The organism is Hafnia sp., assembly GCF_036648275.1.
Lineage (GTDB): Bacteria > Pseudomonadota > Gammaproteobacteria > Enterobacterales > Enterobacteriaceae > Hafnia > Hafnia alvei.
Genome location: NZ_JAVXIQ010000019.1, coordinates 59,420 through 81,406, shown reverse-complemented (window position 1 = coordinate 81,406; position 21,987 = coordinate 59,420). Strand labels below are relative to the sequence as shown.

Annotated in this window: 20 protein-coding genes; 3 read left to right on the top strand and 17 right to left on the bottom strand. The window is 50.5% G+C overall.

Annotation, left to right across the window (positions count from 1 at the left end; genetic code table 11):
• Positions 1 to 132: 132 nt before the first annotated feature.
• The 8 genes from nqrM to RSC70_RS15635 form a co-directional block, all read right to left on the bottom strand.
• Entirely contained in the window at positions 133 to 360 is a 228-nt protein-coding gene (gene nqrM / locus RSC70_RS15670) for a (Na+)-NQR maturation NqrM (RefSeq protein ID WP_025800166.1), read from the bottom strand.
• 1 nt (position 361) lies between these two features.
• Complete coding sequence (locus tag RSC70_RS15665) at positions 362 to 1,426, bottom strand: FAD:protein FMN transferase (protein ID WP_234618955.1); 1,065 nt, start codon at positions 1,424 to 1,426, stop codon at positions 362 to 364.
• 141 nt (positions 1,427 to 1,567) lie between these two features.
• Positions 1,568 to 2,794: an NADH:ubiquinone reductase (Na(+)-transporting) subunit F gene (gene nqrF / locus RSC70_RS15660; RefSeq protein ID WP_130998450.1), complete on the bottom strand. Its 1,227-nt coding sequence runs from the start codon at positions 2,792 to 2,794 to the stop codon at positions 1,568 to 1,570.
• Between the two features lie 18 nt (positions 2,795 to 2,812).
• Positions 2,813 to 3,409 carry an NADH:ubiquinone reductase (Na(+)-transporting) subunit E gene (gene nqrE / locus RSC70_RS15655; RefSeq protein ID WP_025800171.1) on the bottom strand — a complete coding sequence of 199 codons (597 nt, stop codon included), beginning with the start codon at positions 3,407 to 3,409 and terminating at the stop codon, positions 2,813 to 2,815.
• Between the two features lie 6 nt (positions 3,410 to 3,415).
• Complete coding sequence (locus RSC70_RS15650; protein ID WP_025800172.1) at positions 3,416 to 4,045, bottom strand: NADH:ubiquinone reductase (Na(+)-transporting) subunit D; 630 nt, start codon at positions 4,043 to 4,045, stop codon at positions 3,416 to 3,418.
• Complete coding sequence (locus RSC70_RS15645) at positions 4,038 to 4,856, bottom strand: Na(+)-translocating NADH-quinone reductase subunit C (RefSeq protein WP_115104752.1); 819 nt, start codon at positions 4,854 to 4,856, stop codon at positions 4,038 to 4,040. The genes RSC70_RS15650 and RSC70_RS15645 overlap by 8 nt, the downstream gene beginning before the upstream one ends.
• On the bottom strand, positions 4,849 to 6,087 hold the full coding sequence (locus RSC70_RS15640) for an NADH:ubiquinone reductase (Na(+)-transporting) subunit B (RefSeq protein WP_332542964.1): 1,239 nt from the start codon (positions 6,085 to 6,087) through the stop codon (positions 4,849 to 4,851). The genes RSC70_RS15645 and RSC70_RS15640 overlap by 8 nt, the downstream gene beginning before the upstream one ends.
• A 3-nt stretch (positions 6,088 to 6,090) precedes the next feature.
• A complete protein-coding gene (locus RSC70_RS15635) occupies positions 6,091 to 7,434 on the bottom strand; it encodes a Na(+)-translocating NADH-quinone reductase subunit A (RefSeq protein WP_332542963.1) in 1,344 nt (447 codons plus the stop codon).
• Positions 7,435 to 7,946: 512 nt separating this feature from the next.
• Between RSC70_RS15635 and dpaA the strand changes: the two genes are divergently transcribed.
• Positions 7,947 to 8,672: a peptidoglycan meso-diaminopimelic acid protein amidase gene (gene dpaA / locus RSC70_RS15630; RefSeq protein WP_040047119.1), complete on the top strand. Its 726-nt coding sequence runs from the start codon at positions 7,947 to 7,949 to the stop codon at positions 8,670 to 8,672.
• On the opposite strand, the gene RSC70_RS15625 is transcribed toward dpaA, so the two are convergent.
• Both RSC70_RS15625 and lpcA read right to left on the bottom strand, forming a co-directional pair.
• The gene (locus tag RSC70_RS15625) at positions 8,643 to 9,410 is read right to left on the bottom strand and encodes a class II glutamine amidotransferase (RefSeq protein ID WP_040047118.1); all 768 of its coding nucleotides are present in this window, start codon (positions 9,408 to 9,410) and stop codon (positions 8,643 to 8,645) included. The two genes, dpaA and RSC70_RS15625, sit on opposite strands and share 30 nt — an antisense overlap.
• Before the next feature lie 399 nt (positions 9,411 to 9,809).
• Entirely contained in the window at positions 9,810 to 10,388 is a 579-nt protein-coding gene (gene lpcA / locus RSC70_RS15620) for a D-sedoheptulose 7-phosphate isomerase (protein ID WP_046459419.1), read from the bottom strand.
• 316 nt (positions 10,389 to 10,704) lie between these two features.
• Between lpcA and fadE the strand changes: the two genes are divergently transcribed.
• Complete coding sequence (fadE, locus tag RSC70_RS15615) at positions 10,705 to 13,197, top strand: acyl-CoA dehydrogenase FadE (protein ID WP_332542962.1); 2,493 nt, start codon at positions 10,705 to 10,707, stop codon at positions 13,195 to 13,197.
• Positions 13,198 to 13,362: 165 nt separating this feature from the next.
• Positions 13,363 to 14,268, top strand: a complete 906-nt coding sequence (locus tag RSC70_RS15610; protein WP_130998447.1) for a LysR family transcriptional regulator — start codon at positions 13,363 to 13,365, stop codon at positions 14,266 to 14,268.
• Between the two features lie 77 nt (positions 14,269 to 14,345).
• On the opposite strand, the gene glnB is transcribed toward RSC70_RS15610, so the two are convergent.
• The 7 genes from glnB to RSC70_RS15575 form a co-directional block, all read right to left on the bottom strand.
• Positions 14,346 to 14,684, bottom strand: coding sequence for a nitrogen regulatory protein P-II (gene glnB / locus RSC70_RS15605; protein ID WP_025800186.1), 339 nt, complete (start codon positions 14,682 to 14,684; stop codon positions 14,346 to 14,348).
• A gap of 11 nt (positions 14,685 to 14,695) precedes the next feature.
• Complete coding sequence (locus RSC70_RS15600; protein WP_040047115.1) at positions 14,696 to 16,318, bottom strand: NAD+ synthase; 1,623 nt, start codon at positions 16,316 to 16,318, stop codon at positions 14,696 to 14,698.
• 291 nt (positions 16,319 to 16,609) lie between these two features.
• Positions 16,610 to 17,950, bottom strand: a complete 1,341-nt coding sequence (gene glrR, locus RSC70_RS15595; protein WP_040047114.1) for a two-component system response regulator GlrR — start codon at positions 17,948 to 17,950, stop codon at positions 16,610 to 16,612.
• A gap of 12 nt (positions 17,951 to 17,962) precedes the next feature.
• Positions 17,963 to 18,781 carry a two-component system QseEF-associated lipoprotein QseG gene (gene qseG / locus RSC70_RS15590; RefSeq protein WP_130998446.1) on the bottom strand — a complete coding sequence of 273 codons (819 nt, stop codon included), beginning with the start codon at positions 18,779 to 18,781 and terminating at the stop codon, positions 17,963 to 17,965.
• A gap of 3 nt (positions 18,782 to 18,784) precedes the next feature.
• Positions 18,785 to 20,221 carry a sensor histidine kinase gene (locus tag RSC70_RS15585; protein ID WP_332542961.1) on the bottom strand — a complete coding sequence of 479 codons (1,437 nt, stop codon included), beginning with the start codon at positions 20,219 to 20,221 and terminating at the stop codon, positions 18,785 to 18,787.
• Between the two features lie 56 nt (positions 20,222 to 20,277).
• Positions 20,278 to 20,430 carry a hypothetical protein gene (locus tag RSC70_RS15580; protein ID WP_155273781.1) on the bottom strand — a complete coding sequence of 51 codons (153 nt, stop codon included), beginning with the start codon at positions 20,428 to 20,430 and terminating at the stop codon, positions 20,278 to 20,280.
• Positions 20,431 to 20,987: 557 nt separating this feature from the next.
• A complete protein-coding gene (locus tag RSC70_RS15575; RefSeq protein WP_332542960.1) occupies positions 20,988 to 21,965 on the bottom strand; it encodes a hypothetical protein in 978 nt (325 codons plus the stop codon).
• Positions 21,966 to 21,987: the final 22 nt, after the last annotated feature.

Genomic DNA, 21,987 nt, shown 5'->3' with positions numbered 1-21,987 from the left:
CCCGGATGCAAGGCGGCGGCGATTGAGCCGCCTTGCTCGGACGCCTGCACAGTGTATATGTATGCTTCGGTGCGTGAGGCGTACGAAACTATCACACTCGCGAGCTATCTCTATTCAACTGGCACTGCCCATTCATATAATCCTATGCTTCTCCAGCATCTCACGCCGAGCTTCCTCACGCGCCATACGCTTTTTGCGCGCGTCGCAGGGTTCGGGGCAGTCGCAGACTTTCTCCAGACCGAGGCTGGCGATGCCGCCGCAGCTGCCGTGAATGCTTTTACGCTTGATGATATAGCCGATAGACATTCCGGCAACCACCGCTAAAAACACCACAAAGGTCGCAATAAATACCGTCGCCATATTATTTACCTTTTTTTGCCTGCACCAAATAAGGCTTAAAGGCATCCGAATAACGATCCTCAAAACCGTTTTCAGTTTTCACAATCATAAATACCGGAATACCCAGCAGGTTTGCCAACGCCATTCCGCGTTCTGGCCCCATCACGTCTAACCCCGTCGACAGGCCATCAGCCGTCATACAGCTCGGCGCAAGCACGGTGATCGAAACCAGATGATGCGTAACCGGACGCCCTGTTTTAGGGTCAATTTCATGCGAGAAACGCTGGCCATTCTGCTCAAAATAGTTGCGATAATCACCGGAGGTCGCGATAGCCATCTCGCCCGGTTGAATAATAACCTGAGCGCTTTGCTGTAATCCAGCCTGCGGTTTTTCAATGGCGATGCGCCACGGCGCGCCGTCTCCGTTGATGCCACGCGTTCTCACTTCACCGCCAATATCCACCATATAATTAGTGATCTTTAACGAAGCAAGATACTCCGCTACCACGTCCACGCCATACCCTTTCGCAATAGACGACAGATCGAGATAAAGCTGAGGAATATTCTTCACCAGCGCATTGCCCTGTACGGATAAATGCCCAATGCCGATCCATGCACGACGCTGGTTAATTTCTTCATCCGTAGGAATACGATCGGGGCGCCCTTCTGGCCCAAATCCCCACAGATTAACCAATGGCCCAACCGTGATATCCAGCGCACCATCGGTGACTTTATTAATCCGAATAGCCTCTTCAACCACTTTCGCGGTTGCGGCCGAAACAGGGAACGGCGTATTCACCTCGGTGCTTTGGTTAAAACGGCTCAGCTCAGAGTTAGAACGGTAGGTCGACATCTGGTCGTTAACCTGCTCCAAACGCTTATCCAGCTCGGCTTTAATTTTTTCCGGCGCGGGCATCCCTGATTCACTGACATACTTGATGGAGTAATAGGTCCCCATCGTTTTGCCTTCAATGTTGACCTGCTCCGGCCCACATCCCGTCAGCAAAAAAGCCAGCCCGCAAAAAGCCAGCCAGCGTGTATTTCGAATAAAAAACGCGGTCGCCCGCGCAGTATTATTTTTCATTATTTTCAACCCATTTTTTGGATAACCATGGATTTCAAGATGCAGGAAGGCGGCAACTGAACGAATCCCTAGGAGCTTACAAAAGTAAGTGACTAGGGTGAGCGAAGGAAGCCAACGCACCTGCAGCTTGAAAGACAGTGGCTATCAGCCGCCGAAGTCATCGAGCATGATATTCTCGTCTTCTACCCCGAGATCTTTCAGCATCTTAATAACCGCAGCGTTCATCATCGGCGGCCCACACATATAGAACTCACAATCTTCCGGCGCGGGATGCGCACGCAGATAGTTTTCGAGCAACACATTATGGATAAAGCCGGTGTAACCCGTCCAGTTATCTTCGGGTTGAGGATCGGACAATGCGATGTTCCACGTAAAGTTTGGATTCTCTGCCGCAAGTTTGTCGAAATCTTCAACGTAGAACATTTCACGCGTTGAACGTGCACCGTACCAGAAACTCATTTTACGCTTGGAGTGCAGGCGCTTGAGCTGATCGAAAATGTGCGAGCGCATTGGTGCCATACCCGCACCGCCGCCGATAAAGATCATCTCAGCCTCAGTTTCTTTGGCAAAGAACTCACCAAATGGCCCGGAAATGGTGACTTTATCACCCGGCTTTAACGACCAGATATACGAAGACATAATCCCTGGAGGCGCATCTGGCACACCCGGAGGCGGCGTGGCGATACGCACGTTCAGCATGATCAGGCCTTTCTCATCAGGGTAGTTTGCCATGGAGTAAGCGCGGATCGTTGGCTCGGTGACCTTGGACTCAAAGCGGAACAGATTGAATTTGTCCCAGTCGCCACGGTATTCCTCTGGTACATCAAAATCGGCGTAGCGCACATGATGCGGTTCACATTCGATTTGGATATAGCCACCGGCGCGGAACGGCACCGCTTCACCGTCAGGGATGCGCAGCTTGAGCTCTTTGATGAAAGTTGCCACGTTATCGTTAGAGATAACTTCGCACTCCCATTTTTTCACGCCGAAAATCTCTTCTGGCAGCTCAATTTTGAGATCTTGTTTGACGCTAACCTGACAGGCTAAACGGCAGCCTTCTTTGGCTTCACGCTTAGAGATATGCGCCAGTTCAGTAGGCAAAATATCGCCGCCGCCTTCTTTAACGTGCACACGACACTGGCCACATGAGCCACCACCGCCACAGGCAGACGAAACGAAAATGCCCTGATTTGAAAGCATATTCAGCAGTTTGTCACCGGCCGGAGCATCAAAGCTTTTCTCCGGATCGTGGTTAACTTCCACATGTATGTCGCCGGTATTCACCAGCTTAGATTTGGCGAACAAGATCAAGACGGTCAGCGCCACCACGATCAGGGTGAACATCGCCACACCCAGAATAATTTCTTGCATAGGTTCCTTCCTGTCCTATCAGAGGTGTACGCCGGAGAAGGACATAAAGCCCAACGCCATCAGGCCCGTGGTCACAAAAGTGATGCCCAGCCCACGTAGCCCAGCAGGCACATTGGCATATTTCATTTTTTCGCGCAGACCCGCCATCGCCACGATAGCCAACAACCAGCCGATCCCTGAACCAAAACCATAAACCACGGATTCAGTGAAGTTGTAGTCACGCTGAACCATGAATGACACCCCACCAAAGATGGCGCAGTTAACGGTAATCAGCGGCAGGAAAATCCCCAGCGCGTTATAAAGCGATGGGAAGAAACGGTCGAGGATCATCTCAAGGATCTGTACAAGTGCCGCGATAACGCCGATGAAGGTGATAAAGCTTAAGAAGCTGAGATCAACGCCATCCACCAGCGCACCGTCGCGGAGCACGTAGTTATAGACCAGATTATTGGCGGGAACAGAGATCCCTAACACCACCGTTACCGCAATGCCTAAACCGAAAGCCGTGGTAACTTTCTTGGAAACGGCCAAAAAAGTACACATCCCCAAGAAGAACGCTAATGCCATGTTTTCAATGAAAACGGCGCGTACAAACAGGCTGATATAATGTTCCATCTGCCCTTACTCCTTTTCCATCTGTTCAGGTTTCAGCGTACGCAGCGCCCAAATCAGCAGACCGATAATAAAGAATGCGCTCGGCGCTAACAGGAACAGGCCGTTTGGCTGATACCAACCGCCGTTCTGCACGCTTTCTAACACGGTAATACCAAACAGCTTGCCTGAACCAAACAGTTCACGCAGGAAGCCCACTAGAATCAGAATAACGCCGTAGCCCAAGCCGTTGCCGATACCATCCATAAAGCTTTCAATCGGCGGCGACTTCATCGCATAGGCTTCAGCGCGCCCCATCACGATGCAGTTGGTGATGATCAAGCCAACAAATACCGAAAGCTGCTTGGAGATTTCATAAGCATAGGCGCGCAGGATCTGGTCAACCACGATAACCAGCGAGGCGATAATCGCCATCTGCACGATAATGCGCACGCTGTTTGGGATCTGATGACGGATCAGTGAAATAAAGAAGTTAGAGAATGCCGTCACCAGCGTTACCGCAATCGTCATCACGAAGGCAGTTTCTAACTTGGTGGTCACCGCCAACGCCGAGCAAACCCCGAGGATTTGTAAGGCGATAGGGTTGTTGTCGAGCAAAGGCCCTAACAGGACTTTTTTAATCTCTTTAGTATCAGCCACGATTCAATGCTCCTTCACGAACGCGTTTTAGGAACGGCCCATAACCATTGTCGCCCATCCAGAAATCGAAGGTATGCTGCACGCCGTTAGCGGTCAGCGTCGCGCCTGATAGTCCATCAACACCGTGTGGGTCCTGAGGATTTGCGCCCCCTTTAACGATACGGATCGCCGGATGGCCGCCGTCATCAAACAGCTGCTTACCCACCCATTTTTCACGCCATGACGGGTTTTCGATTTCACCGCCCAGACCTGGGGTTTCGCCGTGCTCATAGAACGTCAGCCCTTTCACCGTGTTACCGTCGGTGTCGATAGCCACGAAGGCATACATCACCGACCACAGACCGGTGCCATAGACAGGCAATACGACTTGGCCGATGTTGCCCTGCTCGTTTTTCACCAGATACACTTCAACCACGTTGCTGCGGCGTTTAATGCCCGCCGGGTCCTGCGCTGCATCCAAGACCATGCTGGTAGCCGGATCTTTTAACGCTTTGCTCATGTCGAAGGTATACGGATCGCCGGAGGTGAACTCGCCGGTTTTCAAGTCAAGCAGACGCGGTTCGATACGCTGGCCGAACAATGTTTTCACCTGCTCGCCATCGAGCTTTTCGCCCTGCATCAGCCCGGCAACGGCCAGAATGTTGCGCTGTTTATCCAGCTGCTTTTGCTCTTCCTGCATCGGCTTCAAGCCCACCGCTGCACCAGCAACAATCACTGAACATACCAAGCACAACACCACGACCACCATCAGCGTTCGGCCGATGCTGTCGTTTTTACCTACGCCCGCTTTATTTACTGAATCCTTAGCCACGTGCTTTTCTCCTTTTGATGTTGGCGCGCATCACCATGTAGTCGAACAATGGAGCAAACAGGTTTGCGAATAGGATCGCCAACATCATGCCTTCTGGATAGGCGGGGTTAATCACGCGAACCAGAACGCACATCACGCCAATCAACCCGCCGTACCACCATTTACCTTTGTTGGTAAAGGAAGCCGATACCGGATCGGTTGCCATAAAAATCATACCGAATGCAAAGCCACCCAAAACCAAGTGCCAATACCACGGCATAGCAAACATTGGGTTAGTGTCTGAGCCGATGAAGTTAAACAGCGCTGACATAGCCACCATCCCCACCATCACGCCCGCAACGATGCGCCATGAAGCCACGCGGCCAAACATAATGATAAGGCCGCCGAGAAGGATCATCAGCGTGGAGACTTCGCCAATTGAGCCGGGAATGTTACCGATGAAAGCGTCCATCCACGTCACGTGCTGGCCGGTGATGGTATTCATCAAACCGCTCTGTCCAGTTGCACTCCACTGTGACAGCGGTGTCGCACCTGAATAGCCATCTGCGGCGTTCCACACTAAATCACCGGAGATCTGCGCCGGATAGGCAAAGAACAGGAATGCACGCCCCGCCAATGCAGGGTTTAGGAAGTTACGTCCGGTGCCGCCGAAGATCTCTTTGGCAATGACCACGCCAAAGGAAATACCCAGCGCGGCCTGCCACAACGGCAGCGTAGGAGGAACAATCAGCGCAAACAGAATGGAAGTAACGAAAAAGCCTTCGTTGATTTCATGTTTGCGGATGATAGAAAACAGCACTTCCCAGAAGCCGCCCACCAAGAACACCACGGCGTAAATAGGCAGAAAATAGACCGCGCCTAGCGTCATCATGCTGACCCAACCGGCGTTGGCCTGTAGGCTAGCGCCTAACATTTCGGCGAGCCAATAATGCCAATCCGAGGCAATGACCTGAGTCAGTTGCTCTCCCTGATACAGCTGATTGAGAGCACCAATGGCCTCATGGCCCACGTTGTACATTCCCCAGAACATGGTAGGGAATACCGCCAGCCACACTAAAATCATCATGCGTTTTAGGTCGATGGCGTCACGAACGTGCGATGCACCGTGCGTCACTTTGCCTGACGTATACATCAGCGTTGCGGCCGCTTCATACAGCGGATAATACTTTTGCAGCTTGCCACCCGGTTCGAAGTGGTGCTCCATATTCTCGATAAAACTCTTCAGACCCATGAATTATCCTTCCTGCTCAATGGTCGTCAGCACGTCGCGCAGCACCGGGCCATATTCGTATTTGCCCGGACACACGAAGGTACAGAGCGCAAGATCTTCCTCATCCAGCTCTAAACATCCCAAAGCCTGGGCGCTTTCACAGTCGCCAGAGAGCAGATCGCGCAGCAGCATCGTTGGCAAAATGTCTAATGGCATCACGCGTTCATAGTTACCGATTGGCACCATGGCGCGTTCACCGCCGTTCATGTCGGTCGAAAACGCGAACAGTTTGCGCTTAAAGAAATGACCCAGCGTAGTTCGGGTAATGGAGAATTTATTCGCGCCCGGCATCATCCAGCCCAGCAGCTCTTTCTCACGCCCTTCTTTCACCACGGAGATTTGATGGTGGAAACGACCCAAGAAAGCCTTGGTGCCGCTGGCCTGTGTTCCACTCAGCACTGAACCGCTAATCACACGGTTATCGCCTGGCTTCAAGCGGCCTGCGGTAATTTCATCCGTGCTAGCGCCTAATCGGGTACGCAGCAACAGCGGTTTTTCTACCTGTGGCCCTGCCAGTGCAATCACGCGATCGGTATTCAGTTCACCGGTGGTGAAAAGTTTGCCGACGGCGATAACGTCCTGATAGCCCATGTGCCAAACGGTTTTGGTTAAGCTAACCGGTTCAAGGAAATGGATATGCGTCCCCACCAACCCTGCTGGGTGTGGGCCGGTAAATTCGTTATGGGTAATATTTGGCGCAGACTTGGTTTGCAGCCCCGCACCGGCCTGTTGGCAAACGTAAACTTTGCCTTCGGTTAAACGGCTTAGTACGGTCAGTCCATGTTCGAAATCAACCATATTTTCACGCAGGATCAGCAGCGGATCGGCGGCTAACGGCTGAGTATCCATAACGCTCACGAAAATCGCTGCGGCGTTAGAGCCCGGTTTTGGCGCATGGCTAAATGGACGCGTGCGCAGTGCCGTCCACAGCCCCGATGCCAGTAGATTGCTTTCAACCTGAGCGCGGGTGAGATTCACCAGCTCAGACACATCGTAATGGGAAAATGGCACCTGCTCATCGCCATCAACGGCAATAACGACCGACTCCAGTACACGTTTTTCACCGCGGTTAATCGCAATAACCTGCCCTGCGGCGGGTGCGGTGAACAAGACGCCAGGATTCTTTTTGTCTTCAAAAAGCACCTGACCTTTTTTGACCTTATCACCTTCTTGCACCGCCATGGACGGTCGCATTCCGACATAGTCGCCGCCTAAAATAGCAACGTTTCGTATAGCCGGGCCTTGTTCAATGATCGGGGCGGGCGCGCCCTCGATAGGCAAATTAAGCCCTTTTTTAATTTTAATCATGTGGTTGCACTATATATATCGTCATGACATTAATGATGTGAACCCTGCAGGCGTTCCTCTACCCTCCATCCGGATGTCACTCCAATGATGTTGGGTATGATGGCCTTCCCGTTGAGAAAAAAGCGCATCGTTGCATGCAGATAAGAGATCGCTCATAAGTACCGGAGAATATTAACCCGAGGTATTACATGGATTAAAAACGATGTTACCGATAACTGTGCGATTTTACCATTTTACGCCGCCTGCATCAGCAACATTGCCGTGACCTACATCAAGCTAATTAAACATAGCCATGAACCATTCATTTTTAGTAGGCGAACAATTCGGTTTTTATATAACTATCGTTCACTAATTCTTAAAATTAATTTTTGCTACATGTAGATTTCATCCCAAATGAGTTAAAAAACACTCACTACAGATCCGCTCTCTGGATTAAACTGATGCTGCTTTGGGAGCTGTCAACAGACTTAATCTGAAGATCTTCTTTCTATGATTTATTAACAGGGTTATCAATGGGCAAAATCATCGCCTTGTTGGCCGTATTTTTTGTACTGCCACTGACTTCATGTAGTTCTTCTGCCAGTGAGCAGACGCAAAATACACCGCTGACAAAACAGCAATTAATGGGCTCTCCGGTTTATATTCAGATATTCAAAGAAGAAAGAAAGCTCGAACTGTTTGCCAAGGTTCAAGACAAATATCAGCTGGTGCAAAGCTTTAATATTTGCAAGTTTTCTGGCGGATTGGGTCCAAAACGTACCGAAGGGGATTTTAAAAGCCCTGAAGGGTTCTATCAGATTGATGCCCGACACCTAAAACCGAACAGCAAATATTACCAAGCAATTAATATCGGATATCCGAACGCTTACGATCAGGCGCACGGTTATTCAGGCAAATATCTGATGATTCACGGTGACTGTGTTTCCATTGGTTGTTATGCCATGACCAATGAAGGTATTTCGCAGATCTTTAGCTACGTGCAAAGCGCATTCCGTAATGGACAAACTTTGGTCGATATCAATATTTATCCATTCCGTATGACCGAACAAAATATGCAGCGCCATCGCAACTCTGACTATTTGCCGTTCTGGAAACAGTTGCAGCCGGCCTATGCTTATTTCAATGAGTATCACCAAGCGCCGCAGGTGAATGTCATCGGTGGCCAATATGTGGTTAACCGTCCATCGCAAAGCAATGGACTGTCTTCCTCACAGCTGGCGTTCACCCAAGCAAAATAAGGCAAACTCTCCCGGCTCGATGCGATTCCACATCTCATTGCTAGTCAGAGGCTGAGTTGCAATCACGGTGACGACGTCATTTGGCGTCGTCTGTGATTGAAAATCAATTTCGACATCCTCATCCAACAGCGTCGCCTTACCGAAAGGCGCTCGACGCGTGATCCAATACAGATTGGTCGAGCAATAGGCCATCACAAAACGCCCATCAGACAGCAGCATATTGAATACGCCTTTGGCGCGAAGCTCATCGGCGCACTGCGCAATAAAGCGAAATACCGCAGGCCAATTACCCGGCGTTCTAGGATATCGCGTCGCCATTTTATTCAGCAGCCAGCAAAACGCATATTCACTGTCGGTTTGACCCACAGGCCGGAAATGTCCCGTCTCTAAGCCCTTATATCCGGTCAATTGTCCGTTATGTGCAAACGTCCAATTACGTCCCCAAAGTTCACGGGTAAACGGATGGGTGTTTTCCAGCGCTACGGTGCCACGATTTGCCTGACGAATATGCGAAATCACCGCACAGGATTTGATCGGATAATCTTGAACTAAGCGGGCAATCGGAGAGTTGAAACTCGGGTGCGGATCTTTAAATGTGCGACAGCCATTACCTTCATAAAAGGTAATTCCCCACCCATCCTTGTGTGGCCCCGTTCTTCCGCCACGCTGTACCAAGCCGGTAAAGCTAAAGCAGATGTCCGTTGGGACATTGGCGCTCATACCGAGTAGTTCACACATACCGACCTCCTGTTCCAAACGTCGACGGATATACATCAGGCACCGTCTGCCTTCTTTATGTTGCCACTGAAAAGGATTTCGCTCGCCAGTCAGCAAATGTGTTTCTCTGCAACGCTGATTAAGGCGAACGAGTCGGGTGCGCTAGCGCGCGCCCCCAACACCCGCGCGCTTTTATCCGAGATGGCATTTCCGCTCCGGTTTGGTATCGCCCATCCAGGGCGCCCCAAACTCCTGCGTGACGTCCTGTCACGCAGGCTCGTCCTACCAAAACTTCAATACCGAAATAAGCGTTATCGGCGCAGTCAATTTGAGTGCAGACAGCGCGCAACCACCGGAGCGTACACATAGTACGTGAGGATGGTGAGCACTGCTCAAGCTCAAAGTGGCAAGTAAGATAGCTTATTTAACCATCTCTTTTTCGATCAACTGAATCAGGATATGTATCGCTTTGATGTGGATTTCCTGAATACGGTCTGCGTAGCCAAAGTGCGGTACGCGGATCTCAACGTCTGCGCTTCCGGCCATTTTGCCGCCGTCTTTGCCGGTCAGGGTGATGACTTTCATGCCCTTGGCGCGTGCGGCTTCGATCGCTTTCATGATGTTGCCAGAGTTACCTGACGTGGAGATGCCTAACAGCACATCACCTTCACGGCCCACGGCTTCTACATAACGAGAAAATACATATTCGTAGCCAAAATCATTGCTCACGCAGGACAGGTGGCTTGGATCAGAAATCGCAATCGCAGCATAACCTGGGCGATTTTCACGATAACGACCGGTTAACTCTTCGGCGAAGTGCATGGCGTCGCAGTGTGAGCCGCCGTTGCCGCAGGAAAGCACTTTGCCCCCCGCTTTGAAAGAGTCTGCCAACAACACTGCTGCACGTTGGATTGCCTCAATGTTAGCGTCATCGCTGATGAAATTTTGCAGCGTTGTCGCCGCTTCGTTCAGTTCACTACGAATAAGATCGTGGTACATAGCAGCCTCTTTATTACATAGAAAATGGCACAGGAAATATTGTAAGAAGTGTAACGGATAGCTCTCCCCCCGAGAAGCACCGCTCGCCGCGTTTTCCATGATTCTGCACTTTCTTTTTCGCTCACCAACGCTCATCGACGAAAGGATTTAGCTTGGAATGCGGTTTGAGGACTAAATTGTGAACTGCGTTGTAATTAATATGTAAACACATTGCTAAATAAAATTAACTCAACTACAACCTATATTATCTACAACAGGTCAGACCTCCTACAACTTGGTCCCCTAACCCGACCTCTGAACACGCAGGAGCATTAATATGATGGTTCTTAGTCTTGTGGTTTTTTTGATAGCGATTGGTGTGCTGTTCTATCACCAAGTTAACCTCTATCTGAGCAGCGCCATTTTGCTGGCATACACAGCGGCAATGGGTGCCATTGGCCTTTGGTCATTCTGGGCTTTAGTCCCCGTTGCCGTGGTATTACTGCCGCTGGTGCTGGTTTCAGTCCGTCGCTCGCTGATTTCAGGCCCTGCGTTAAAGGCATTCCAAAAGGTGATGCCGCCGATGTCTCGCACGGAGAAAGAAGCCATCGACGCAGGCACAACCTGGTGGGAAGGCGATATTTTCCGTGGTACTCCCGATTGGAAAAAACTGCACGACTATCCGCAGCCTAAGTTAACGGAAGAAGAACAGGCGTTTCTGGATGGCCCAGTAGAAGAAGCTTGCCGTATGGCAAACGACTTCCAAATCACCCATGAACTGGCGGATTTACCTCCTGAGCTGTGGGCCTATCTGAAAGAACATCGCTTCTTTGCGATGATCATCAAAAAACAGTACGGCGGTTTAGAATTCTCTGCGTATGCACAGTCTCGCGTGCTGCAAAAACTGTCTGGCGTATCCGGCATTCTGGCGATTACCGTGGGTGTTCCTAACTCCCTCGGCCCCGGAGAACTGCTGCAACACTACGGCACCGAGGCGCAGAAAGATCACTATCTGCCACGTTTAGCGCGTGGTCAGGAGATCCCGTGCTTTGCATTAACCAGCCCTGAAGCAGGATCTGATGCCGGTGCGATCCCCGATGTCGGCATCGTCTGTATGGGCGAATGGCAAGGCAAGCAAACCCTGGGGATGCGCCTAACGTGGAATAAGCGCTACATCACTCTTGCGCCTATCGCTACCGTGCTTGGCCTAGCCTTCAAGCTTTCTGACCCTGAACGTTTACTCGGCGGTGAAGAGCATTTGGGTATTACCTGTGCGCTGATTCCAACCGATACCGACGGCGTTGAAATCGGCACTCGTCACTTCCCGCTGAACGTTCCTTTCCAGAACGGTCCAACGCGCGGTCAAGACGTGTTCGTACCTATTGATTTTATTATCGGTGGCCAGACTATGGCTGGCCAAGGCTGGCGTATGCTGGTTGAATGTCTGTCGGTTGGTCGCGGCATCACCCTGCCGTCTAACGCAACAGGCAGCCTGAAAAGCGTGGCGCTTGCCATCGGTGCCTATGCCAATATCCGCCGCCAGTTCAAAATTTCCATTGGTAAAATGGAAGGGATTGAAGAGCCGTTAGCACGCATTGCGGGTAACGCCTATGTGATGGACGCTGCGGCTACATTAGTCACCTACGGCATCATGCAGGGCGAGAAGCCTGCGGTGCTGTCAGCGATTATCAAATATCACTGTACCCACAGAGGCCAACGTTCAATCATTGATGCGATGGATATTGCTGGTGGTAAAGGCATTATGCTCGGCGAATCTAACTTCATCGCCCGTGCTTATCAAGGCGCACCAATCGCGATTACCGTTGAAGGCGCGAACATCCTGACCCGTAGCATGATGATCTTCGGCCAAGGCGCCATTCGTTGCCATCCATACGTTTTGGATGAAATGGCCGCCGCGCAAGACAACAGCGTTCCACGCTTCGATAAGCTGCTGTTTAGCCACTTAGGGCATGTAGGAAGTCATAAGGTGCGTAGTTTCTGGCTGGGCTTGACCGATGGCCGTACCAGTGCCACGCCAACTAAAGACGCAACACGTCGCTACTATCAGCAGATTAACCGTATGAGCTCAAACTTAGCGCTGCTGTCCGACGTTTCTATGGGCGTGCTGGGTGGTTCTCTGAAACGCCGTGAGCGCATCTCTGCGCGTCTCGGAGACTTACTCAGCCAGCTGTTCTTAGCCACCGCCGTGCTGAAACGTTATGAAGATGAAGGACGTAACGAAGCTGACCTGCCGCTGGTTCACTGGGGCGTACAGGACGCGCTGCATCAAGCCGAGCAGGCTATCGACGATCTGCTGCGCAACTTCCCGAATGGCTTGGTTGCCGGTGTGATGCGGGCGGTGATCTTCCCATTAGGCCGTGCGCACTCTGCACCGTCTGATTATCTGGATCATAAAGTCGCTAAGATTTTGCAGGTTCCATCAGCAACGCGTAGCCGTATCGGGCGTGGCATGTACCTCACGCCAAGCGAATATAATCCGCACGGCCTGATTGAAGCCGCGCTGGCAGACGTGATTGCCGCAGACCCTATCCATCAGCGTATTTGCAAAGCGTTGGGTAAAAATCTGCCATTCACCCGTTTAGACCAGTTAGCTAAAACCGCGCTGGATAAGGGATTAATCAACGCCGAAGAGCAGGCCATTTTGGTCAAAGCCGAAGAAAGCCGCCTGCGTACCATTAACGTAGATGAGTTTGAACCGGAAGCTTTAGCCGCCGCCGTAATACCTGAAAAAAATCAGATCGCGCCTGAACAAGCGGAGAAAAGCCTGCCGGAAAAGCACAACGGCCTGCCAAAAACGGAGGCCGCATAACCGAACAAGCGTAATTTAATTCAATAAATTACCTGTGTCAGCGGCTCCTTCGGGGGCCGTTTTTTGTTTCAATTGATATTACGGCTAAGCCAATACGTTTACTTTGTCATTGGCGTTCGGTTAGGGTGGGTAAATTCCCAAGCTCACTCGTTATGGAAATCATGAATGAAACCAATACGCTTTTCATTGGCGCAAATCGAAGCGTTTGCCAGCGTCTGTGAATGCGGCACCTTGACGCACGCCGCCAAAAAGCTAAAAAAAGATCGCACCACCATCAGCGAGCTCGTGGATTATCTGGAACTGGATCTGGGCTATGCCCTCTTTGACCGCAGCACCCGCCCACTCAGCCTTACCGATGCAGGCAAACTCTTATATCGCCAAGCACGGCTGTTTTTACATGAGGCTCAGGCCTTTGGGCAGATTGCAGAGCATATTCCACAGCAGCTCAGTACCCAGCTCACCCTTTGCTACGATGCCTTTACGCCGCGTGATTTTTTACTTCGCTTGGCTGACAAGCTGCACGGCCAACAGATCCATCTCAATTTAATTGCCACCGAGCGCGCCAACGCCGAACAGATGCTCGAAAAAGGCGAGGCAGATATTGGCCTATTCCAAGCCATGAACCGTTCGATCAATGAGCGTTTTCAATGGAAAGCCATCGGCGGCATTTCACTCGCCGTTTATGCCAAGGTGGGATATTTCCACGTTAAGCCGGTTTCGCTGCTGAGCTTAGCCTCTGGCGTACAGCTCATGCCGTTTAAGGATTTGCCGCCTCATATGGCTCAACGCCTACAAATCGCCGACAGAATTCAAAGCGTGACGGAAATCAGCATGCTAAAAGCGTTGCTCACCGCGGGCTATGGCTGGGGATTCTTACCGACTCATCTACATGCTGAACAGTGGCCTGATGTTGAAAGGCTCGAGGCCGAATTTGGCGATGCCGGTTTATCCCACCCGCTGGTGGCGTTATGGGATCCTGCACAGAAAAATCAGCCTACCGTGCTTCATGCCCTTTCGTTAATGTCTGAGTTGTTTAGTCACCCCGAAGACGTGATCGAGGCAGCCGAATAGACAACAAAAAAGCCCCTGATTTTCATCAGAGGCTTTTTGACTAGCATAAGGTGATCATAACGTCAGTCTGACGCGAATTAGATCGCTTCTTCGTCTTGCTCACCGGTACGAATACGCACCACGCGCGCCACGTCAAAGACAAAGATTTTACCATCGCCAATTTTGCCGGTTTGAGCGGTTTGCATAATGGTATCTACGCAGGTGTCGACGATATCATCGGCAACTACAATTTCAATTTTTACCTTCGGTAAAAAATCGACCATGTATTCTGCACCGCGATAAAGCTCGGTATGGCCTTTCTGGCGACCAAAACCTTTTACTTCAGTGACGGTCATGCCAGTAATGCCCACTTCAGCCAGCGCTTCACGAACGTCATCCAGCTTGAATGGCTTAATAATTGCGTCAATCTTCTTCATTGCTAATCCCTTTACCAGTTTTTGCGGCCAAAGCCAGATGTAATCGGATAGCGACGATCTTTGCCAAAGTTGCGCGCGGTAATACGCGGGCCAACCGCAGCCTGACGGCGCTTATATTCGTTAATATCAACCAAGCGGATCACTTTTCGCACCACCGCTTCATCAAATCCAGCGGCAACCAGATCGGCCACGGATTTATCTTGCTCGACGTAACCTTCCAGAATCGCATCCAAAATGTCATACGGCGGCAAACTGTCTTGATCAAGCTGATCGGGAGCCAGTTCCGCTGACGGTGGACGATCGATAACGCGCTGCGGGATCACGTAGGATACCGTATTACGATATTCTGAGAGCTTGAACACCAGCGTTTTTGGCACATCTTTCAGCACATCAAAACCACCGGCCATATCGCCATAAAGCGTGGCGTAGCCGACGGCCATTTCACTCTTGTTACCCGTGGTCAGCACCAAACGACGGCGTTTGTTAGACAGCGCCATCAGCACCACGCCACGGCAGCGTGCCTGCAGGTTTTCTTCCGTGGTATCGCGCTCAGTACCCGCAAACATCGGCGCCAACTGCCCCATGAACGCATCAAACATCGGTTCGATGGAGACAATATCAAATTCAACGCCAAGAATTTCAGCTTCTTCTTTGGCATCCGCGATACTGATATCCGCGGTATAGCGGAACGGCATCATCATCGCCTGAACTTTGTCTTTACCCAGCGCATCCACAGCAATCGCCAGCGTTAACGCCGAGTCGATACCGCCAGATAAGCCAAGTACCGCGCCTTGAAAACCATTTTTGGTCACATAGTCGCGAACGGCGAGAACCAGCGCTTCATAAACCTGAGCCAAATCTGGCAAGCTTGCCGCTGGCGCAAGCATCGGTTCAACCTGCAACTCATTGAGATTGAACAGCGCGGTCTGTTCAGCAAAGCCCGCCAGACGGTGAGTCATATTGCCAGCTGCATCAAAGGCTTTTGAGCAACCATCAAAAATCAGCTCGTCCTGACCGCCAATCTGATTCAGATAAACCAAAGGCAAACCGGTGCGCTGGCAGTGGCTGGTCAATAACGTTTTGCGAATATACGGTTTCTCGCGATTGTAAGGCGAGGCGTTGATCGACAGCAGCACTTCGGCACCAGCGGCGGCAACCGCATCAACCGGGCCGTCAAACCACAGGTCTTCACAAATCAGCAGGCCTAAACGGTAGCCTTTCAGCTCAACCACACAGCTCTCTTGACCAGCGGAGAAATAACGTTTCTCGTCAAACACGCCGTAGTTTGGCAGTTGTTGCTTGAAATAGCGGGCAACTAACTGACCATCAGAGAACAGAGATAGCGCATTGTATAAGTGCCCACCTTCACGCCACGGATGCCCAACCAATACGGCGATATCAGCAGATGCCTGCTGCAAACGATCCAATTGCTGCTGGCAGCGCTGATAAAAATCATCGCGATACAGCAAATCTTCAGGAGGATAGCCCGAAAGCGCCAGTTCAGAAAACATGACCAGATCGGCACCGGCATTGCGCTGCTCGTGCAGCGTGTTCAGCATGCGTTCGGTGTTACCTTCAATATCACCCACCAGCCAGTTGAGCTGGGCTAACGCAATAGAAAGAGATCGACTCATAATTACTCACTTCCTTCGTATTTGAAGCTGCGACAGCGCTCGCTGCCTTGTTGCCACTTCAGCTACTTTGGATATAAAAAGAGGCTGGTTGAATTCGCCAAGTGTAAAACATTCTCAACGCTTTGTTTAGCGCCCTAAACGCACAAAGGCACCTGAATCCCCCTCCTAGCCTCCCCCTTCACAGGGGGAGGAACCGTTCAGCGCAATCTTTTATATCTGTGTGCTCAAACCTAACGCTGTTGTGCCCCCTCCCCTACGAAGGGGAGGGCTGGGGTGGGGTTTCTGAGAAAATTATTCTTTGAAGTCTGCCGCATCTAACTCATGCCGCGCCAGTAGCTTATAAAACTCGGTACGGTTACGACCTGCCAAACGTGCGGCGTTGGTTACGTTGCCTTTGGTTATTTGCAGGAGTTTGCGCAAATAGTTGAGTTCAAAGTGGTTACGCGCTTCCGCAAACGTCGGCAGTACCGTATTTTCGCCTTCCAGCGCCTGCTCAACTAAGGCTTCGCTGATCACTGGCGCGCTGGTTAACGCAACACACTGTTCGATAACGTTAACTAACTGGCGCACGTTACCAGGCCAACTGGCAGCCATAAGACGGCGCATCGCATCGGTAGAGAAACTGCGCACAAAAGGCTTATGTCGTTGAGCCGACTCACGCAGTAAGTGATTGGCTAATAATGGAATATCTTCAGCACGTTCGTTCAGAGCTGGAATTTTTAGACTGACGACGTTCAGACGGTAGAACAAGTCCTCACGAAACTCACCTTTGGCCATCGCTTTCGGCAAATCGCGGTGAGTCGCCGAAATAATCCGCACGTTAATATCAATATCACGGTTGCTACCCAGAGGGCGAACCTTGCGCTCTTGTAAAACGCGCAGCAGTTTAACCTGCAACGCCAGCGGCATATCACCAATTTCATCGAGAAATAACGTGCCACCTTCGGCAGCTTGGAATAGCCCTTCTCGGCTGCTGACCGCGCCGGTAAAGGCGCCTTTGGCATGTCCAAAGAGTTCAGATTCAAGCAGCTGCTCAGGCAGTGCGCCACAGTTGATAGCAATAAACGCCTTTCCTGCTCGCGGGCTAGCGGCATGAATTGCCTGCGCCAGAACCTCTTTACCGGTGCCGCTTTGCCCGTTAATCAGCACGCTGACGTCTGATTGCGCCACCATGTTTGCCTGCTCAAGCAAACGCAGCATAGTTGGGCTGCGGGTCACAATCCCTTCTCGCCAGGTATCATCACCCGCTGCGGGCATCGACTGAGCCAACGCTTCATCAATGGCTTTGTACAGCGCATCACGATCGACGGGTTTGGTTAAGAAACCAAATACCCCTTGCTGCGTAGCCGCAACGGCATCAGGGATAGAACCATGAGCCGTCAGTATAATCACCGGCATCCCCGGCTGACGCTTTTGGATTTCCGCAAACAGCGCCATGCCATCCATCTCGTCCATGCGCAAATCGCTGATCACCAGATCAATCTGCTCACGCCCTAACACACGTAACGCATCATGCCCACTCTCCGCCGTCGTCACGCGAAATCCTTCGCTGCTTAAACGCATCCCAAGCAGTTTGAGTAGGCTTGGGTCATCATCCACGAGAAGTAGGTTAGCGGGTTTACGTTGTGCCATGGGTATTGCTCCTTAATGGGCTTCCGTTTTTTCTGGTTCAGCCACGGGCTTGTCGGTGGCATCTGCCGGAGCTTTGTTCTCAGGTTTTCCCGCATCAGGCGTATCGTCTTTCGCTGCGGGCTCGGGCATTTCACCTGAAATCTGTTTGCGTGACGACAGCTGGCGCTCAATATCGGTTAAATTTTCGAGTTTGCGCGTGGTGTCATCCAACTGGAACTGGAGACGCCCTTGAGTTTCACGCAGAGCATCTAGCTGAGAATCACTGCTGGCTTGGAGCTTTTGATAGCGAGCTTTCTCATCAAGTAAGTTGATCGTCAGCATCTGTTTTTCACGCCAAATTTGAATAAGCGGACGAACCGACGCAGGGAATTCAGAGCGATAACTGTTTAAGCGGTCGATGATCTGCCGACGTTCGGCGGCAGTCGGATCGGCGCTGCCAACCAGTAAGCTTTGTTTAAACACACGCTGCCAGTTCTCGCTGCCCAGAGAGCGTGCTTGTAGACGCGCATCCTGACCGCTGAGGCGATCGGCGCAGTCCATCGCACGCAGCCAATAAAGCCCGTTATCAACGGCGTCTTTATCGTCATTGAGCCAAATGGTGTCACAGGACGCCGTTTGGTAATCAACCACTTTGCTATCAGGAATTATTGCCTGTACGGCATGAGCGACGGGATTTCCCGCACCATTCTTGGCGCATCCGGTCAATAAGAAAGGAACCAACAACACAGCGCCCAAAAGGCTTAATGGACGCAAAGCAGACGCTTTACGGCATGAGCCGTCAGCGTCAAACAGATGTTCGTTGAATAGGGCGCGAACAGACCACTTATTCATTAGTTATGAGATCTCTGCGGTTAATGGTAATTCAATGCGAAAACAGACGTCGGCTCCGTCTACGGCCACCAGATGTAAATCGCCCTGCATACGTCGGATGCAATCACGAGCAATACTCAGCCCTAAACCGCTTCCTTTGACAGCGCCTTTACGTTGAAGACTTCCCTGATAAAAAGGCTCGAAGATCATGGCCTGTTCCGCGCGCGGGATGCCCGCTCCGGTGTTTGCCACGTCGATCTGTATTTTATCTCCAGCCAAACGACTGCGGATCCAGATGGTACCGGATTCCGCCCCGTAGTGCACCGCATTGGAATAGAGATTATCAATAACGCGTTCTAATAGCGTAGGTTCTGCCCAGCAAAGGTCAATGTCTAGCTCAGTAAGTGTACGAATAGATTTGGCACGCGCAGGTAAACTATGAGCAGAAACCACCAGCTCAATCATCTCGCCCAGATTTACTCTCTCTTTTTCCATTGGCGCATCGGCCAACTTGCGGTTGTAATCCAAGAGCTGTTCAATAAGCTGCTGAAGATGACGACTGCTGGAATCCAGAATGCCCACCACCTCTTTTTGATCCTGCGTCAACGGCCCCGCGACCTCATCGGCCAGCAGTTCAGTTCCCTCTCGCATGCTAGCAAGCGGCGTCTTTAACTCATGTGAAATATGGCGCAGGAACTCATGCCGTTGCGATTCCAGCCATGATAGGCGCTCGCTTAACCAGACGATCCGCTGAGCCAGTGACCTAATTTCACGCGGCCCGCGAAATGCCACCATATTGCCGACGCTTTTTCCTTCGCCTAGCCGGTTGATCATACGTTCAACCCCTTTCACCGGCCCGATGATCATGCGTGTAAACAGGAAAACCAACAGCACGCTGACTAAAAACAGCACCAGTGACTGCCAGCCAAAGAACTGACCGCGCTCGGCAATCGCCTGCTGAAGTTGCTGCCCTCGGGTAAAAATCACGTCTCGAGTGGCTTGAACCATCTGCCCATTCGCCACGGAGAAAGCGGCTAATAAAGCCGATGCCTGAGTCACCGGGGCATTATTTTGGCAATTAAACACCGCCAGTTGGTCAATCAGCCCATTCAACTTTTGGTAGTAACGTGGATCGGGCAACACGGAAGCCTGACGCTCTAGCATTTGGGAATATTGACCACGCTGTTTTTGATACAGCTTAGAGAGCGACTCATCGCCTAAAACGCAAAATTGCCTGTAGCTGCGCTCCATCTCTACCGCAAGGCTCGCCATCGCCTCGCTGCGGCGGGCGTCAGAAAGCGTGGTGCGGTTGATATCCGCAGCCTGCGAGCTCAAATTGTTGAGCCCCTGATACGCCTGATACGCCAGCACCAGTAAAGGAAGCAGGACTAATAAGAACGCCAGCAGAACCAACTGACGCAGGGAGCGGGGAAATAAACGCCATCTCTTCAAGGAAATCATCTCATTACCCAAAGGTTTGCTCAGATGCTAACTGAGTCCGGCGAGAGGAGCAATTTTCAGATCGCAGATAAACAAAAACCCGAAGTCAGATAGCTGGCTTCGGGCTCTGTTATTTGAATGATATCGCTAATGCAATTCTCGTCTTCAGTTTGATGAGGTAGAACCATCATCGGTGCCGTACAACGGCGGATAAGACGAATGTCATTCATTTTATGTCCCAGGCTGATGAACCAATCATCACAGTCGGACATTAAATAGGTGGTGCCTCACTCAACGTGTCGCCCCGAGTTTGATAAAGCGCATAAGCGACTGTTATCGATAATTGGACGGTAGGCACCTTACTTTGGCGTCATTCGATGTCTTATGTAGCCTGACTCGCTATTGCGGTCGCTGACATAAAAGAGTGAATGAGCAACTGCGTTTTATAATGCAGAAGTCGTGCCAACTTTAAAAAACAATTAATAACACACTGATTTAAAACACCTTAAATAAAAAACATTGCCTCAACCATTAAATAAACATCACTTTTGGTGATAGGAAATGGCATAACCATGCTTGTTTTTCCATCAATACGTCGCTAAAAGTAGACAGACATGCTCAAAGGCGAAGATACGCATATAAATCAATTAGTTAAATGTCACCTATCAGCGACATTGCTAATAGTGGTTTGTTGTCTTTTTGCGACAACGGAGACAACTGCAAACATGGAAGGACAGGAAGCTAACGCTATACATATCAAGAATGACGTTAGCTCAAAGCAAGTTATTTATCGATGAGACAGAATATCTTCGTCACCACCTACCCGCATTTTGATACTTTCCAGTATCCATAAGATCAGCTCTTCACCGCTGATTTTGTCGCGGTATTCAGAAGGTAAATCACGAGTATCAATTTCACCGTCAATCATAATCAGCGGCTTGAGACGATTGCCTAGCTCGGTGCCGCTAGGCAGCCATTGAAATTCACGCCCTGTCGGATTGAGTTTATCGTGGCTGGTATAGAGTTCCCCTTTAATCCCCCCAACAACAACCGTGCTGCTTGGGAAGAAGGTTCTGAGTAATTTACCTTTGGAAGTGCGCTCTTCTAGCACTGATTGTTCATCTTTATTAAGACTTTGAATATCGATGGTGATATAGCTCGAGGTATATTTTCCGCCTGTAATACCGCGCCACGTAATTTCATAGCTGTCCTGTTTCTCAAGGCGTCCCGGATAATATTGATACTCATTGTTAAGACAGTAGCCTTGCTCATAGTGGGGGTAGGCATGGTAGGAAATTTTCGCTACATCACGTACTTGCGCATCCATCCGGCGCTTGACTTCTATATCAAGTTTATCCGAAGGCTGTGGACGTGGTAGTTCTATCGGGCTCCCCGTTACAAGCATCCATTTTTTCCTTTCTGGAAAAGACTTCAGATAGTAGGGTTTAAACATATAAATAGAACCAAGCGATATAGAGGGATCTTTGGATGTATCCATATACTCTAACATTACTCGTGTAGCCGATTTCATATTTTGGTAAGTGAGTTTACTTCCAGGCCAATTAGAAATATCAGTCGCAATTTTTTCGTTAATAAAATGCACCCAATCTTTTTCTATTGAGGGATAATCAGAACGTACAGCTTTTGAAATCTCTATATCAAAGTTTTCAAAAGAATAATTACCGCTCTCCATATACATAAAAATGGGTAATTCAATTTCATAACGGCCAAAGCAGTGTTTCTGTGTGGGAAGTTGAGTACTCATACTAGTATCCTTACGAAGAGAA

Coding starts and splice junctions, on each gene's coding strand:
- RSC70_RS15625 (WP_040047118.1), bottom strand. CDS start 9,410: ATGTGTGAACTACTCGGTATGAGCGCCAATGTCCCAACGGACATCTGC.
- RSC70_RS15635 (WP_332542963.1), bottom strand. CDS start 7,434: ATGATTAAAATTAAAAAAGGGCTTAATTTGCCTATCGAGGGCGCGCCC.
- RSC70_RS15600 (WP_040047115.1), bottom strand. CDS start 16,318: ATGAGTCGATCTCTTTCTATTGCGTTAGCCCAGCTCAACTGGCTGGTG.
- nqrF (WP_130998450.1), bottom strand. CDS start 2,794: ATGCAAGAAATTATTCTGGGTGTGGCGATGTTCACCCTGATCGTGGTG.
- dpaA (WP_040047119.1), top strand. CDS start 7,947: ATGGGCAAAATCATCGCCTTGTTGGCCGTATTTTTTGTACTGCCACTG.
- glnB (WP_025800186.1), bottom strand. CDS start 14,684: ATGAAGAAGATTGACGCAATTATTAAGCCATTCAAGCTGGATGACGTT.
- glrR (WP_040047114.1), bottom strand. CDS start 17,950: ATGGCACAACGTAAACCCGCTAACCTACTTCTCGTGGATGATGACCCA.
- qseG (WP_130998446.1), bottom strand. CDS start 18,781: ATGAATAAGTGGTCTGTTCGCGCCCTATTCAACGAACATCTGTTTGAC.
- fadE (WP_332542962.1), top strand. CDS start 10,705: ATGATGGTTCTTAGTCTTGTGGTTTTTTTGATAGCGATTGGTGTGCTG.
- nqrE (WP_025800171.1), bottom strand. CDS start 3,409: ATGGAACATTATATCAGCCTGTTTGTACGCGCCGTTTTCATTGAAAAC.
- lpcA (WP_046459419.1), bottom strand. CDS start 10,388: ATGTACCACGATCTTATTCGTAGTGAACTGAACGAAGCGGCGACAACG.
- RSC70_RS15580 (WP_155273781.1), bottom strand. CDS start 20,430: ATGAATGACATTCGTCTTATCCGCCGTTGTACGGCACCGATGATGGTT.
- RSC70_RS15575 (WP_332542960.1), bottom strand. CDS start 21,965: ATGAGTACTCAACTTCCCACACAGAAACACTGCTTTGGCCGTTATGAA.
- RSC70_RS15585 (WP_332542961.1), bottom strand. CDS start 20,221: ATGATTTCCTTGAAGAGATGGCGTTTATTTCCCCGCTCCCTGCGTCAG.
- RSC70_RS15640 (WP_332542964.1), bottom strand. CDS start 6,087: ATGGGTCTGAAGAGTTTTATCGAGAATATGGAGCACCACTTCGAACCG.
- nqrM (WP_025800166.1), bottom strand. CDS start 360: ATGGCGACGGTATTTATTGCGACCTTTGTGGTGTTTTTAGCGGTGGTT.
- RSC70_RS15610 (WP_130998447.1), top strand. CDS start 13,363: ATGAAACCAATACGCTTTTCATTGGCGCAAATCGAAGCGTTTGCCAGC.